A 15865-nucleotide genomic window follows, 5' to 3' on the forward strand; every position below is an offset into this window, starting at 1 on the left:
TACGAACTTAGCTTATGATGAACTGAAATAGTTTTATGTCAGATTAAATTGTTTTTAAATTTGGTATTATTGTCTTAATTGGTTGATGACCTTAATTAATGATGAGACTTAATTAAAATAAACTTTGATTGACTTCTATTTAGTTGGTTAATATAGAATTACTATTCTAACAACCTTTTTTAGAGTATTCGCTATGCGATCAAAATACAGACAGCAGCTGCAAAAATTGCTCAAGCCTCTGAATGGAGTGGCTAAAGTATCCACCCAAGACTTAATGACAAAATTTGGGCCTAAAAAAAGCCGACTGCTAAATGACGCTGAGATAAAAATGGCACAGTCAGTATTTGGTGCCGCCTTTGATGTCAGTGAGGTACGTCTAAAGACGGCATGGTGGGTATTAAAAAACTATGCTGTTAGTCCCAATGGCAATATCTATTTTAATCCAAATGACTGGATTGAGGACTTTAGCAAGCAGTCGTTAGGCAAAAAAAGTTGGTTAATTCATGAGTTAACGCATGTTTGGCAAATTCAACAGGGGTTAAAAGTGGTACGCGGTGCGCTACTCAATCGACGTTATGACTATGTATTAGAAGAAGGCAAATCCTTTTTTAAATACGGTATCGAACAACAAGCGCGTATGGTTGAAGATTACTTTGTGCGCCGCGAACAAGGTAGGGACTGTAACGCTTGGCAAGCTTGTATTCCATTTTTACAGCAAAGCAAGGATTTCCAGGCATGAATAATAGAACAACCTGTAAAACTCTTATAAATCTAACAAATCCAAACTATAGAGTTTAACGATTAAATTGCAAGTCATGACAAGCAGATTGAACAATTCAAACAACAGTTGAAAAAGTTCAAATAAGACTTTATTAGATAAGATAGTTGTACAAGTTTGAATGATTGAGTGCTTTAAATTAATGCATAAAAAAGGCCCCCGGTACTGATATCGGAGGCCTTTCGTTTAGCTTATTAATCATCAGTTGCCTATTAAGTTAGTTTTTATAGCTTAATAAATACTGAGCTTACTAAATATGAAGCTTACGAAATATAAACTACTATTTAGGATTTTCTATACAACTACGCTTATTTACGATCTTCAAGCTTAACAAAGTCACGCTGCGTTTCGCCAGTGTATAACTGACGAGGACGACCAATCTTAAATGGTGCTGAATGCATTTCTAACAAGTGGCTGATCCAACCTGAAGTACGCGCTAAAGCAAAGATAACAGTAAACATTGAAGTTGGGATGCCAATAGCTTTTAGGATGATACCTGAGTAGAAGTCAACGTTTGGATATAAATTACGTTTTACAAAGTACTCATCTTCAAGAGCGATTTTCTCAAGCTTCATAGCCAGCTCAAGCTTAGGATCATTGATACCTAAAGCGCCTAAAACTTCATCACAAGTTTCTTTCATAACTTTGGCACGTGGATCAAAGTTTTTATAAACGCGGTGACCAAAGCCCATTAGCTTCACTTCTTTACGTTTCACTTTTTCCATGAACTCGTCAACGTTTTCAACGGTACCAATTTCGTCTAGCATTTTTAGTACGGCTTCGTTAGCGCCACCGTGTGATGGACCCCAAAGTGCTACAATACCAGCAGCAATACACGCATAAGGGTTAGCGCCAGTTGAAGCTGTCAAACGAACCGTAGAGGTAGAAGCGTTTTGCTCATGGTCTGCATGCAGGGTGAAGATCTTATCCATTGCTTTAGCAATAATTGGATTTACTTTGTAATCTCTATCAGCAGGCGTAGCAAACATCATGTACAAGAAGTTTTCCGCGTAATTGAAGTCATTACGTGGGTACATGAAAGGTTCGCCCTTGGTGTATTTGTAGCTCATCGCGGCGAGAGTTGGCATTTTTGCGATTAAGCGAATAGCCGTAATGTCACGCTGTTTTTCATCAGTTACATCTAAGTTATCATGATAAAAAGCAGATAAAGCGCCGACCACACCTACCATAATAGCCATTGGGTGCGCATCACGACGGAAACCTTCATAAAATTTACGTAATTGATCATGAACGCCTGTATGTTCTCTTATGTTTTTATAGAACTCTTCTTTTTGTTCAGCATTTGGTAAATCACCATGAAGTAAGGCATAGCAAACTTCTAAGTATTCAGCATTATCAGCCAATTGATCGATGGGATAACCACGGTGTAACAACTCACCTTTATCACCATCAATATAGGTGATTTCTGATTCAACAGGTGCCGTTACTTTGAAACCTGGGTCATAAGTCCAATAGCCTGCTTCTTGAAAAGCTGAAACGTCAACTACTGATGGACCAAGAGTGCCCTTAATAATCGGTAATTCATATTCCTGTCCATCTACCTTTAGATATGCAGTTTCGTTAGCCATAAAATCCTCTTAATTATTGTAATAACAGTAAGTTTGGGGTGAATAACATTGATATAAGTCGAAAAGCATTGAGTTGGCTTTAAACCAATCTTAATCGCTTTATAAATAATAGTAATGCTATCGGGTCTAACACTTTAGTATAAATTTAATCTTTGCTCTATTTAATCTTTGTTCTATTAACTATCAATCCCTTTAGAATTAATGCTTTTAATAAAAAAAATGACTAAAACAGCGTTAAATAAATTTTTCAAAGCATTAATTTTACGCCTTGTTTAATAACACATGCCAGTATTTAGTAAATAATTACCCTTAAATATGCACTAACTCTGGCTTTATGTATGCACTATTTATGCCTTTTCCACAGTAAGGATGACTGAAAAAGGCCAAAATTGCTAGTTTTCTTCATCAATCGATTGCTTACAGTAGATAAGGGAGCACAGTAAGATTAAATCAAATCAATGATTTGATAGATTTAGGCATATACAAAGATCTAGATATATACCGACCATATAATATCAGTAAACAGACGATATTGAAAAAAACATTTATAACGTAAAATCGCCCCTATAGTCAATGTAAAGACTATATATGAACGTATCTTACAGGCTGATTTTTTAGTACATTTTGATGACAATTAAAATATTTAGCTATCATATAACCATAACCTAGAATTTTATTAACAAGTTTTGATTATTGTATGATTTTAAATTCGATTAATACAACTGAGTTACAGGATTGGACGGATTAGCGAATCCTGTTAATACGCTTTGATAGCAGTTATTTTATTATGCCTAAAAATATCAATCTAGCTGATTAAATTTGAATAAATAGGATGCAATCATTAAAAAAATACTACAATAGTTTGGTGTTAATTAAACGATAATATTAATAAGCATAAGATATAAGCATTTAACATCTTAGTTGCTTATAAAAAATTTGATGTAGCTTTATCAATAGTAACTAAATTGTTAGCGAATAAGTGACTGTTTAAGCTTATTTGGTATTTTAATTGTAATTGATAACAACAAACTCTATAATTACAGCGTTATAGATGCTGGCTTAGTATTTATCTGTTAGATTGCAAACTTTTTAAATAGTATAAATTTTGACTAGTAATAGCCTACACTTTATAAATAGTGGATGGTTACAACGTTTATTGTGAATAAAATTCGCTACATAACTAAAATAGTTTTAAATTTTTATGATATTTTTTGCGAATCAACAAATGATAGTTAAGTCGCCAACGCCTTTTGAGCGTAAGCTTTTGCATCGAATCTTAATACTCTAAAATTTTTATTTGTAATCATTCTTAGTTGTTCATATTACAAAAATTAGAGTGCTGTAGCTTTACAGTACGGCTAAATACTAATTTAGCTTGTTAGCAACTCCTTAACTTATAAGTCTCGTGCACGTATTAGACAACAGAACTTAAGCATTGAATCAAACAGATGGCATTGATAAAAGCTTGTAATGTTAAATAGGTTTGAAATTTTGCTTTTAGTAAGTGAAAGGTCTTAATAGCGTAATCACGAGTGTCAACCGCAAAAGGACGCCCGCTGTGAAAAGCAATCGACCGATTAATCTGCCACTTAGCCAAGTGATTAGCGTTAACAGTTCACCGACAGCCAGAGCATCGATTTTACATCGTATTTCAGGAGTTATTCTATTTTTATTAATTCCAGTTTTGCTATGGCTTCTACAAACTTCAATATATTCTCCTGAACGTTTTAATGCTGTTTTTGACAACATGGTATTGCGCTTTATTGTGTGGATATTTGTTGCTGCAACTGCTTACCATTTTGTGATGGGCATCAAGCATTTACTTGCCGATATGGGCTTTAATGAAGAGCTTCAATCTGGTAGAAGAGCGTCAATTGTGACCTTTATTATTGCTGCTATACTAATAGTGCTGTCATTTATATGGGTGATGTTCTAATGAGAAATGATTCTGGAATTAAAAGTGCGACCGGCCTAACTGGCTCAGGATCGCGCGATTGGATTATGCAACGTATAAGTGCTGTGGTATTAGCTGTATACACAGTGGTGATGGTGGCTTTCTTCTTGCTTCATGGTAGCGTAAATTATGAGCAATGGGTAACGTTCGTCATGAGCATGCCAATGCGTTTATTAAGTTTACTGGCGATAGTTGCCTTAGCGGTACACGCTTGGGTAGGCATGTGGACGATCTTTACTGACTATGTTAAATCTACTGGTCTGCGCATTGTATTACAGGCTGCTATGATCATCGCAATTTTAGTATACCTATTTTGGGGCGTCATGATTTTTTGGGGCCGTGGCATCATGTAACTTAATAGCTCGTTTATTTATATGATCTCTAAGTTTTAATACTTTAATTGGAATCTATAAATAGGCGCTATATAGTTAATAGATGAACCAAAACAACTTTAGACAAAAGCGAGCCTGTCTGGTAATGAGAGGCTATTTTAGTAACTTAATTGATTCAAGCAGCATTGGCTATATTAGCTAAAAAGTCTTAAGACAAGCTTGAAATAAGTTGCTTAATAGTGACCATCGCCAGCTAATATGACGACTAACGTATTCATTAGGAAAACGTAATGGCAACTAGACAAGACAATACAATAAGCAATATTAAAACCCTAAATTACGACTCTGTTATCGTTGGCGGTGGCGGCTCAGGTATGCGTGCAGCTCTGCAATTAGCAGATGGTGGCATGAAAGTAGCTGTTATTACCAAAGTATTCCCAACTCGTTCGCACACTGTTGCGGCTCAGGGTGGTATCGGTGCAAGTTTAGGTAACATGAGTGATGATAACTGGCACTTCCATTTTTATGACACTGTAAAAGGTTCAGATTGGTTGGGTGACCAAGACGCTATCGAATTTATGTGCCGTGAAGCGCCAAAAGTGGTTTATGAGCTTGAGCACATGGGTATGCCGTTTGACCGTAACCCAGATGGTACGATTTATCAACGTCCTTTTGGTGGTCATACCTCTAACTATGGTGAAAAAGCAGTACAACGTGCTTGTGCAGCGGCTGACCGTACAGGGCATGCTTTATTGCATACTTTATATCAAAAGAACTTAGAAGCGGGTACTGAATTCTTCATCGAGTGGATCGCATTAGATTTAATCAAAGATGAAAAAGGCGATATCAACGGTGTGGTAGCAATTGAACAAGAAACTGGTACCGTTGCTGTATTCCAAGCCACCAATACTGTATTAGCTACAGGTGGTGCAGGTCGTATATTCTCAGCATCAACAAACGCCTATATTAATACAGGTGATGGTTTAGGTATGGCAGTTCGTGCTGGTATTCCTTTACAAGATATGGAATTTTGGCAATTCCACCCTACCGGTGTATTCGGTGCAGGGGTACTTCTAACAGAAGGTTGTCGTGGTGAAGGTGCTATCTTACGTAATAAAGATGGTGAAGCCTTCATGGAACGTTACGCGCCTACGGTTAAAGATTTGGCGCCTCGTGACTTAGTATCACGTTCTATGGACCAAGAGATTAAAGAAGGTCGTGGCTGTGGACCAAATGCGGATCATATCGTAATGGACATGACGCATTTGGGTGTCGATACTATAATGAAGCGTCTGCCTTCAGTATTTGAAATTGGTAAAAACTTTGCTAACGTTGATATTACTAAAGAGCCAATCCCAGTTATTCCAACTATTCACTATATGATGGGCGGTATTCCAACCACTATTCATGGTCAGGTAATTGTTCCTAATTTAGAAGGGAATGTTGACGAGCACGGCTTATATACAGAAGGTAAGATTGTTAAAGGTCTATATGCCATTGGTGAGTGTGCTTGTGTAAGCGTTCACGGTGCTAACCGTTTAGGAACCAACTCTTTACTTGACTTGGTTGTCTTTGGACGCGCCGCTGGTAAACATATTATTGATAACTTTAGCAGCTCTGACCATACCTATCATCCTTTAAATCCACGTGTATTAGACTATACCGTTGGTCGCTTAAATAAATTACAGCAATCAACCCAAGGTTATAACGCACAAGAAGTAGCAGATGAAATCCGTGCCACCATGCAGAAGCATGCTAGTGTGTTCCGTACTCAAGCTTTGATGGACGAAGGGGTTCAAAAGTTATTAGCGCTTCAAGATAAGGTCGATAACATTCATTTAGCTGACAAGTCTCAAGTATTTAACACAGCGCGTATTGAAGCCTTAGAAGTTGCTAACCTTTATGAAGTTGCAAAAGCTACTATGCTTTCAGCTTCAAAACGTCAAGAGTGTCGTGGTGCGCATACTGTACTTGATTATGAGCGTCCAGAAGACGATGCAGTTGCGCCAAACGGTCGTAATGATAACGAGTGGATGAAGCATACAATATGGTATTCTGAAGGCAACAAGATTGTTTATAAGCCAGTTCGTAAAGTACCATTGACTGTTGATTATGTTGAACCAAAAGTGCGCGTTTACTAAGATAAGCTTGATTGACGTAGCCTATTTGAATTTAATTTTTTGAATTAGTAAAGCTGTTTAACTTTACCTTAGTTTGGTATTAAATTAGCAGTTTTACGCCGTGTGGAGTTAGCAATATGAGCCGAGGTACTCGCACCATAGAAATATACCGCTACGACCCTGATAAGGACGCAGCCCCTTACATGCAAACTTATACGATTGAGCTTCTAGACTCTGATCGTATGTTGCTTGACGTTTTACTTCGTTTGAAAAAACAAGATGAAGGCATCACCTTTAGACGCTCTTGCCGCGAAGGCATTTGTGGTTCTGATGGGGTTAACATCAATGGTAAAAACGGTCTAGCATGTTTAATTAACATGAACACTTTACCTGAGAAAATCACAGTACGTCCTCTACCAGGTCTGCCTGTGGTACGTGATTTGGTTGTGGACATGAACCAGTTCTATGAACAATATGAAAAAGTACACCCGTACTTAATCAATGATCAACCTGCACCGCCTACTGAGCGTTTACAATCTCCTGAAGACCGTGAGAAGTTAAATGGCTTATACGAGTGTATTTTATGTGCATGTTGTTCTACTAGCTGTCCATCATTTTGGTGGAATCCTGATAAATTCTTAGGACCATCTGCGTTACTCAATGCATATCGCTTTGTTGCAGATAGCCGTGACAGTGATACCCAAGCACGTTTAGCTCGTATGGACGATCCATTCAGTCTATTCCGTTGCCGCGGTATTATGAACTGTGTTGCAGTATGTCCTAAAGGTTTAAATCCAACTCGTGCTATTGGGCATCTACGTAACATGTTACTAGAGCAAGCTGGTTAAATTGAGTTAGCAATACTTTACGTGAATACCACAGACCTCTATTTGTTGATAGGGGTCTTTTTTTGTTAAAATTAACTCTGCTCAAATGATGAACATTTAGATTATAAATAGCTAATATTAATCATTCAAAACTTATTATTTTTGGTTATGTGATACCCTTATATTGAGTGTGCAACTGTATTCTAAAATTGTTACGATATACAGTATGGTGCATTAACATGGCGTAATAATTGCATAAATTATATAGATAACTAACTATGCCAATAGCTGCCAAAATGAAGTGCTTTAAACAAATGCTTTAGTTATTAGGTGATTTAGTTATCAGGTGATTTAGCTATTAAAATTCTATTTAAAATTTAATCGTATACAGCCGAATTTAGAACTAAAATAAAAATATGCAAAATTAATAAATTTAAAAAAATTTAGCTCTATATTAAAAATCTTAAAACAAATAATAAAATGAATAAATTACAGTTGATATAAGTGATGTATCCTATTATGAAAGAACAAATAAAAACATAGAAAGATAATAAAACTTATATCAATAAGTTTGTATATTTGACTTGCCGTAATTGTTGATTATTTCATAAATATTTTAAATCATTATATTTGAATATTTTAAATGCTTATTATTAATTATCAATTCATGCAATAGCTCTTTAAATGAGTTTTATTTTAATCAAACCTTAATGTTAATAAGAAAAGACTATGACTACTATGACTAATGAAGATGCTATAAAAGCAGCAGCAGGTTCTGAGCTTGCAGGCGACAATGCAACTTATATCGAGTCGCTTTATGAACAATACTTACAAGACCCAGATAGCGTTGATGAAGATTGGCAAGCATATTTTGAACAGTACAAATCAGCTAATGATGCTTTACACCATGCCATTCAGGATCAGTTTTTACTTTTAGCCCGTAATCAAACCGCAAATAAAGGGGTAGCCCTCGCGGCCTCTGAAGTCTCTACCGATGCAAATCCTAATTGTCAAGACCCTAGAAATATGGGTGTACAGAAGTTAATATCTGCTTATCGTCGTCGCGGACATCGCCGCGCTCAGTTAGATCCTTTGCAATTACATCCACGTGCACCTGTTGAAGATTTAGCCCTAGAGTATCATGGGTTGTCTGAAGCCGATTTAGACACTGTATTTCCAACTAGTGACTTTAAGATTGGCAAACCTGAAGCAACACTTCGTGAAATAATCGAAACTGCAAATCGTATTTACTGTCGCCACATTGGCCTTGAATATATGCATGTAACCACTAGTGTTGAAAAACGCTGGTTTGAAAATTACATGGAAACCAATCTTGGTTACATCAAGTTTGATACTGATAAGAAAAAAGAGATTCTTGAGCGTCTCACGGCAGCAGAAGGTCTAGAAAAATATTTAGCTCGTAAATATACTGGGGTGAAACGTTTTGGTCTTGAGGGCGGCGAGAGCTTTATCCCAGCGGTTCATGAGATTATTCAACGTGCAGGAGGCTACGGTACCAAAGAAATGGTTATCGGTATGGCTCACCGTGGCCGTCTTAATTTATTGGTAAACATTTTAGGTAAAAATCCTGCCGATTTATTTGATGAGTTTGATGGTAAAGTAATGCCTCAAAAAGGGTCAGGAGATGTTAAGTATCATAATGGATATTCATCTAACATAATGACGCCTGGTGGTGAAGCGCATCTTGCCTTAGCGTTTAACCCTTCACATTTAGAAATCGTCTCTCCAGTACTTGAAGGTTCAGTTCGTGCTCGTCAAGTCCGTCGTAATGATACCGATGGTAACTTGGTTCTACCGTTGGTAATTCACGGTGATGCTGCTATTGCAGCTCAGGGTGTGGTTCAAGAAACCTTCCAGATGTCGCAGACTCGTGCGTACACTACTGGCGGTACGGTACATATTGTCATTAATAACCAAGTGGGTTTTACCACTAGCCGTCAAGAAGATGCACGTTCTACTGAGTATTGTACAGATATTGCTAAGATGGTCCATGCGCCAATATTACACGTCAATGGTGACGACCCCGAAGCAGTGGTATTCGCAGCACAAATGGCTCTAGATTATCGTCATGAATTCCATAAAGATATTGTGATTGACTTATTCTGCTATCGTCGTAACGGTCACAACGAAGCCGATGAGCCTTCAGCAACTCAGCCATTAATGTATGCCATCATCAAGAAGCTACCTACTACTCGTACATTGTATGCCGAAAAATTGTTGCAAGAAGGTGTTATTTCACAAGGTGATGATAAAATTCTTGAAGATGAATACCGTGAAGCTTTAGACAAAGGAGAGTATGTAGCCAATTCACTGGTACGTGAGCCAAATAAAAAGCTGTTCGTAGATTGGAGTCCTTATTTAGGTCATGAATTGCAGGATGATTGGGATACCAGTGTTGATATTGAAAAACTACAAGCTTATGGCCGTCGTATGGCTGAAATGCCAGAAGGATTTAAGCTACAACGTCAAGTTCAAAAAGTTGTTGAACAACGTTTAGCGATGCAAACTGGCGAAGAGCCATTAAATTGGGGTGCCGCTGAAACTTTAGCTTATGCTACTTTGGTAGATGAGGGTGTGCTAGTTCGTATTACAGGTGAAGATGTGGGTCGTGGTACTTTCTCGCATCGTCACGCTGAGATCTTTAACGTTGAAAATGGTGAAATGTATGTACCATTGGCTCATTTAAATAAATCGCAAGCACGTTTTGCTACTTATAACTCGTTATTGTCAGAAGAAGCGGTACTAGCATTTGAGTATGGCTATGCGACCACAGTGCCTAACGCACTGATCATTTGGGAAGCACAGTTCGGAGATTTCGTAAACGGTGCACAAGTGGTTATCGACCAATTTATTTCAAGCGGTGAGACCAAATGGCAACGTGCGTGTGGTTTGACCATGCTGTTACCGCATGGTTTTGAAGGTCAAGGTCCAGAGCATTCTTCAGCACGTTTAGAACGTTTCTTACAGTTATGTGCTGAAGACAACATGCAGGTTATCACGCCAACTACACCTGCTCAGATCTTCCATGCACTTCGTCGTCAGGCTGTACGTCCAATACGTAAACCTTTAGTAGTTATGTCACCTAAGAGCTTACTACGTCATAAACTGGCTACTTCAGAATTAGAAGAGTTAGCTAATGGTAAGTTTGAGACAGTATTGCCAGAGTTTGATCAGCTAGCTAATGACAAAGTTACTCGTATCGTGATGTGCGGTGGTAAGGTCTATTATGATTTACTAGAACAGCGTCGTGAATTAGGTTTAGATCATGTGGCTATTGTACGTATTGAGCAGTTATACCCATTACCAGAAAAACGTATGGTTGAAGAAGTGCAGAAATATGCCAATTTAGAAGAGATTGTCTGGTGTCAAGAAGAACCGCTGAATCAAGGTGCATGGTATTATTTAGCACCGCATATGTTCCGTATTTTTGGTCCAAAGGGTGACCAACCTCGTGTCACTAAAGCTCACATTGTTGAGCCAGTTGCTCGTCCTGCTTCTGCAGCGCCTGCAACCGGTTTACCCGCTATCCATGCTCGTCAGCAACGAGAATTGGTAGCTGGTGGCTTGGGTGTATCAGTAGATCAATTAAAATAAGTCAAACTAAGGTCTAAGTAGGTAACTGCTTAGACCTTTAGTATTAGTCCTTTTTATCCCTATTTTTGGAATCAATCTAGTTTATTTTGACAGTAAGCAATGTATCAATTAAAACAAGTATTATGCATAAGTTGCTTATTATCCAATCATAAAAACGATGTGCTTACTTAAACCTTATTAGTAAGCCATTGATAACTTTATATTAATATAACAGGAGCACTTCCCATGGCAGAAATTAAAGCGCCCGTATTTCCAGAATCAGTTGCTGACGGTACTATCGTTGAATGGCACGTAAGTGAAGGCGAACAAGTAAAGCGTGATGACATTCTAGCTGAAATTGAAACCGATAAAGTTGTTTTAGAAGTAGTTGCTCCAGACGATGGTGTGGTTACCAAAATTGTTAAGCATGTGGATGACATTGTCTTATCTGATGAGTTAATAGGTGAGTTTGAAGCGGGTGCTACAGCAACTTCTGATAATAATACTAGCAGCAGCGATAGCAACAGTAATAGTAATAGTCAGAATAATAGTAACAATCAAAATAATAGTAACAACGAGGGTAACAGTGAACAGTCGCCAGCTAATCAATCCACAGACGATGCACCTAAACAAGTAGGCTATGGTGATAAGTCTTCGGGCACTGAGGCACCTGTTGAGCAAGATCATAAAGATCAAAGCCCAGCGGTCCGTAAAGCGGCTAAAGAGGCTGGCGTAGATCCTAAAAATGTAGAAGGAACAGGCCGTGACGGTCGTGTTACCAAACAAGATATGGCCAATCCTACGCTTAAGGCAGACAGTTCTATTAAGTCTGACAGTGGTCGTCCTGTAGCTGAGTCAGTAGGCGAGCGTACTGAGAAGCGTGTTCCTATGACTCGTTTACGTAAGACTGTGGCCAACCGTCTATTGGCTGCATCACAAGAAACGGCTATGTTAACCACGTTCAACGAAGTAAATATGAAACCGTTAATGGATCTGCGTGCTAAGTACAAGGATCAGTTTGAAAAACGTCACGGTACCCGTTTAGGCTTTATGTCTTTATTCGTAAAAGCGGCTACCGAAGCTCTAAAACGTTTCCCAGCAGTTAATGCTTCAATTGACGGCGATGATATCGTATATCATGGCTATTATGATGTAGGTGTGGCGGTATCTTCAGATCGTGGACTAGTGGTCCCTGTACTACGTGACACAGATCGTATGAGCATGGCAGATATCGAAGGTGGCATTCGCGATTTCGCAGGTAAAGCACGTGACGGTAAATTGTCTTTACAAGAAATGACTGGTGGTACATTTACTATCACTAACGGTGGTGTATTCGGTTCATTAATGTCAACACCAATTTTGAACCCACCTCAAACTGCTATCCTTGGTATGCACGCTATCAATGATCGTCCAATGGCTGTAAATGGTCAAGTTGAGATTTTACCAATGATGTATTTGGCCTTATCTTATGATCATCGTATGATTGATGGTAAAGATGCGGTACAGTTCTTAGTGACCATTAAAGAAATGATTGAAGACCCAGCTCGACTATTATTTGATCTGTAAGGTCAACAGGCTTGTATCGGAGTGTTTCTGGTACAAGCTTTTTAGTTATGGAGTGATTGATTATTATGTTATTACGAAGATAGTTTAAGTGTTATCAGTTCAATGCTGATAATTCAATACAAACATCAAGCTAAACTGTAATTACCATAATAATTGAAATTCTAATAATTATTTATAATTCTAACTATAAATAGATAAATAATAGAGCTTTTAAAATTCTTGAATAAAAAACGGAATATATTATGAAAGACACTTATGATTTAGTAGTTATTGGCGGTGGTCCTGGTGGTTATGAAGCTGCTATCCGTGCCGGTCAATTAGGTATGAGCGTCGCTTGTATCGAAAAACGCGTTTATAAAGGCGAGCCTGCATTGGGCGGGACTTGTTTAAACGTAGGCTGTATCCCCTCAAAAGCCTTACTTGATTCTTCACATCGTTTTGGAGCTACCAAGCATGACCTTGAAGAGCATGGTATCACTACCGGTGATGTTAAGATTGATGTTGCTAAAATGATTGAGCGCAAAGAAGGCATCGTTAAACAATTAACTGGCGGTGTTGCTATGTTGCTTAAAGGCAACGGTGTAGACTGGCTAAAAGGTTGGGGCACATTGGTTGATGGTAAAAGCAGTGACAAGAAAGTTAAGTTTACCGCTTTAGAAGACGAGTCAGAAACAGTAATCACTGCTAAAAATGTTATCTTAGCAGCAGGTTCAGTGCCTATTAATATCCCTGTTGCTCCTGTAAATAACGAAGAAGGTATTATTGTTGATTCAACAGGTGCCCTTGATTTCACCGAAACGCCTAAGCGCCTTGGTGTCATTGGTGCCGGTGTCATCGGTCTAGAGTTAGGTTCTGTATGGCGCCGCCTTGGTTCTGAAGTGGTTATTTATGAAGCACTTCCAGAGTTTTTAGGCGCTGCTGATAAAGACATTGCTAAAGAAGCCGCCAAGCTGCTTAAAAATCAAGGCTTAGACATTCGCGTAGATACCAAAGTTACCAATGCTGAAGTAAAAGATGGCCAAGTAGTAGTTACTAGTGAAAAAGGTGGTGAATCTTCAGAAGACACTTTTGATAAGTTAATTGTCTGTGTAGGTCGCCGTGCTTATTCAGAAAAATTACTTGAAGAAGGCTGTGGTGTTGAGTTGACTGAACGTGGCTTAGTCAATGTAGACGAGCAATGTAAAACTAACCTTGACGGTGTTTATGCCATTGGTGACTTAGTTCGTGGTCCAATGCTTGCTCATAAAGCAATGGAAGAGGGTATGATGGCGGTTGAGCGTATCCATGGTGAAAAAGCTCAAGTGAATTATGATACCATTATCAACGTTATCTATACTCATCCAGAAATTGCTTGGGTGGGTTTAACCGAGCAACAAGCTACTGAACAAGGTTATGAGGTTAAGACGGGGTCTTTTAACTTAGCTGCGAACGGCCGTGCACTCGCTCAAAGCGAAGGCCAAGGTTCAATCAAAGTGGTTGCTGATGCAAAAACAGATCGTCTATTGGGTATGCATGCGATTAGTGCTGGCGCTGGTGATATCGTTCACCAAGGTATGATTGCTATGGAATTTGTATCAAGCATTGAAGATTTACAGTTAATGACTTTCGCTCACCCAACAATCAGTGAAGCGGTTCATGAAGCTGCACTGTCTGCTGATGGTCGTGCTATTCATGCAATCCAACGTAAAAAACGTAAATAAAGTTAATAACGTAAAAAATATTAATAAAAAATAAGTTATAGACCCATAAAGTGCTAATAAGTATTTATATAAAAGTCTGTTACTAAATAAGTTGCTGATATGAAAAGTAGTAGGAGTATGGGCGTTAACTGGCGGTTTAATCTAATCTGTTAACGACTATAATTGCGATATTTTCTCGTATCAGCTTTACCTGTTAAATAATAAAATTAAAGGATAACTTTATGAATTTACATGAGTATCAAGCAAAACTATTGCTAGAAAGCTATGGTCTACCTATCCAAAAGGGTATCATTGCTTATAATGGTGAAGAGGCTGCTGAAGCTTTTGACAAGACGCCAACGGATGTAGCCGTAATTAAGGCGCAGGTACACGCTGGTGGCCGTGGTAAAGCGGGTGGTGTTAAGCTTGCTAAAACTCGTGAAGAAGCCAAAGAGATTGCCGATTCTTTAATCGGTACCAACTTAGTCACCTATCAAACTGATGCTGAAGGTCAGCCAGTAAACTTTGTATTGGTGGCCGAAGATATGTACCCAGTACAAACCGAATTGTATCTTGGTGCTGTAGTTGACCGTGCTACTCGTCGTGTAACTTTCATGGCATCAACTGAAGGTGGTGTTGAGATTGAAAAAGTAGCTGAAGAAACGCCTGAGAAAATCTTTAGTATCCAAGTTGATCCTCTAGTAGGTCTATTGCCATTTCAAGCACGTGAAGTAGGTTTCAACTTAGGTCTTGAAGGCAAGCAAATTAATCAGTTTGTTAAATTAATGACTGGTGCTTATCAAGCCTTTATCGAAAACGATTTTGATATGATTGAAATCAACCCATTAGCCGTTCGTGAAAATGGCGAATTGGCTTGTGTAGATGGCAAAATTGGTGTCGATTCAAACGCGTTGTTCCGTCATCCAAAAATTGCTGAACTTCATGATCCTTCACAAGAAAATGAGCGTGAGCTTAAAGCGGCCGAATTTGATCTAAACTATGTGGCTTTAGAAGGCAATATCGGTTGTATGGTTAATGGTGCCGGACTTGCTATGGCAACCATGGACATCATTAAATTATATGGTGGTAAGCCAGCTAACTTCCTAGACGTTGGCGGTGGAGCTACTAAAGAGCGTGTAGTTGAAGCCTTCAAAATTATCTTAGAAGATTCAAGTGTGAAAGGCGTTCTAATCAATATTTTTGGTGGTATCGTACGTTGTGACATGATTGCTGAAGCCATTATTGCTGCAGTTAAAGAAGTAAACGTTACTGTACCTGTTGTGGTTCGCTTAGAAGGTAACAATGCTGAGTTGGGTGCTAAATTATTAGATGAGTCTGACGTTGAAATCATTTCAGCTCAAGGCTTATCAGACGCTGCACAAAAAATTGTTGATGCTGTCAAAGTAGCATAATCTGCCTATAACAA

The 15865-nt window shown here is 38.4% G+C and carries 10 protein-coding genes; 9 read left to right on the forward strand and 1 reads right to left on the reverse strand.

What is annotated here, in order from left to right; translation table 11 throughout:
• Positions 1–274: 274 nt before the first annotated feature.
• Entirely contained in the window at positions 275–739 is a 465-nt protein-coding gene (locus QZ265_RS00945; RefSeq protein WP_296402531.1) for a hypothetical protein, read from the forward strand.
• Between the two features lie 347 nt (positions 740–1086).
• On the opposite strand, the gene gltA is transcribed toward QZ265_RS00945, so the two are convergent.
• Positions 1087–2367, reverse strand: a complete 1281-nt coding sequence (gene gltA, locus QZ265_RS00950) for a citrate synthase (protein WP_296402476.1) — start codon at positions 2365–2367, stop codon at positions 1087–1089.
• A 1558-nt stretch (positions 2368–3925) separates the two neighbouring features.
• On the opposite strand from gltA, the gene sdhC reads away from it, so the two are divergent.
• The 8 genes from sdhC to sucC all read left to right on the forward strand — a co-directional run bounded on the left by sdhC (position 3926) and on the right by sucC (position 15851).
• Positions 3926–4303: a succinate dehydrogenase, cytochrome b556 subunit gene (gene sdhC / locus QZ265_RS00955; RefSeq protein ID WP_296402478.1), complete on the forward strand. Its 378-nt coding sequence runs from the start codon at positions 3926–3928 to the stop codon at positions 4301–4303.
• Positions 4304–4320: 17 nt separating this feature from the next.
• Positions 4321–4674: a succinate dehydrogenase, hydrophobic membrane anchor protein gene (sdhD, locus tag QZ265_RS00960; RefSeq protein WP_296402533.1), complete on the forward strand. Its 354-nt coding sequence runs from the start codon at positions 4321–4323 to the stop codon at positions 4672–4674.
• A 269-nt stretch (positions 4675–4943) separates the two neighbouring features.
• Complete coding sequence (sdhA, locus tag QZ265_RS00965) at positions 4944–6794, forward strand: succinate dehydrogenase flavoprotein subunit (RefSeq protein WP_296402480.1); 1851 nt, start codon at positions 4944–4946, stop codon at positions 6792–6794.
• 116 nt (positions 6795–6910) lie between these two features.
• Positions 6911–7621 carry a succinate dehydrogenase iron-sulfur subunit gene (locus QZ265_RS00970; protein ID WP_296402481.1) on the forward strand — a complete coding sequence of 237 codons (711 nt, stop codon included), beginning with the start codon at positions 6911–6913 and terminating at the stop codon, positions 7619–7621.
• Between the two features lie 708 nt (positions 7622–8329).
• Positions 8330–11215, forward strand: a complete 2886-nt coding sequence (locus tag QZ265_RS00975; RefSeq protein ID WP_296402483.1) for a 2-oxoglutarate dehydrogenase E1 component — start codon at positions 8330–8332, stop codon at positions 11213–11215.
• A 225-nt stretch (positions 11216–11440) separates the two neighbouring features.
• Positions 11441–12760 (forward strand): 2-oxoglutarate dehydrogenase complex dihydrolipoyllysine-residue succinyltransferase, encoded by a 1320-nt coding sequence (gene odhB, locus QZ265_RS00980; protein WP_296402485.1) that lies wholly within the window; start codon positions 11441–11443, stop codon positions 12758–12760.
• A 242-nt stretch (positions 12761–13002) separates the two neighbouring features.
• The gene (gene lpdA, locus QZ265_RS00985) at positions 13003–14460 is read left to right on the forward strand and encodes a dihydrolipoyl dehydrogenase (protein WP_296402487.1); all 1458 of its coding nucleotides are present in this window, start codon (positions 13003–13005) and stop codon (positions 14458–14460) included.
• A gap of 221 nt (positions 14461–14681) precedes the next feature.
• Positions 14682–15851 carry an ADP-forming succinate--CoA ligase subunit beta gene (gene sucC / locus QZ265_RS00990; RefSeq protein WP_296402489.1) on the forward strand — a complete coding sequence of 390 codons (1170 nt, stop codon included), beginning with the start codon at positions 14682–14684 and terminating at the stop codon, positions 15849–15851.
• Positions 15852–15865 lie beyond the last annotated feature (14 nt).

Origin of the sequence: Psychrobacter sp., assembly GCF_018260395.1 — a bacterium.
GTDB lineage: Bacteria > Pseudomonadota > Gammaproteobacteria > Pseudomonadales > Moraxellaceae > Psychrobacter.

Coding starts and splice junctions, on each gene's coding strand:
- QZ265_RS00945 (WP_296402531.1), top strand. CDS start 275: ATGACAAAATTTGGGCCTAAAAAAAGCCGACTGCTAAATGACGCTGAG.
- gltA (WP_296402476.1), bottom strand. CDS start 2,367: ATGGCTAACGAAACTGCATATCTAAAGGTAGATGGACAGGAATATGAA.
- sdhA (WP_296402480.1), top strand. CDS start 4,944: ATGGCAACTAGACAAGACAATACAATAAGCAATATTAAAACCCTAAAT.
- QZ265_RS00970 (WP_296402481.1), top strand. CDS start 6,911: ATGAGCCGAGGTACTCGCACCATAGAAATATACCGCTACGACCCTGAT.
- QZ265_RS00975 (WP_296402483.1), top strand. CDS start 8,330: ATGACTACTATGACTAATGAAGATGCTATAAAAGCAGCAGCAGGTTCT.
- odhB (WP_296402485.1), top strand. CDS start 11,441: ATGGCAGAAATTAAAGCGCCCGTATTTCCAGAATCAGTTGCTGACGGT.
- lpdA (WP_296402487.1), top strand. CDS start 13,003: ATGAAAGACACTTATGATTTAGTAGTTATTGGCGGTGGTCCTGGTGGT.
- sucC (WP_296402489.1), top strand. CDS start 14,682: ATGAATTTACATGAGTATCAAGCAAAACTATTGCTAGAAAGCTATGGT.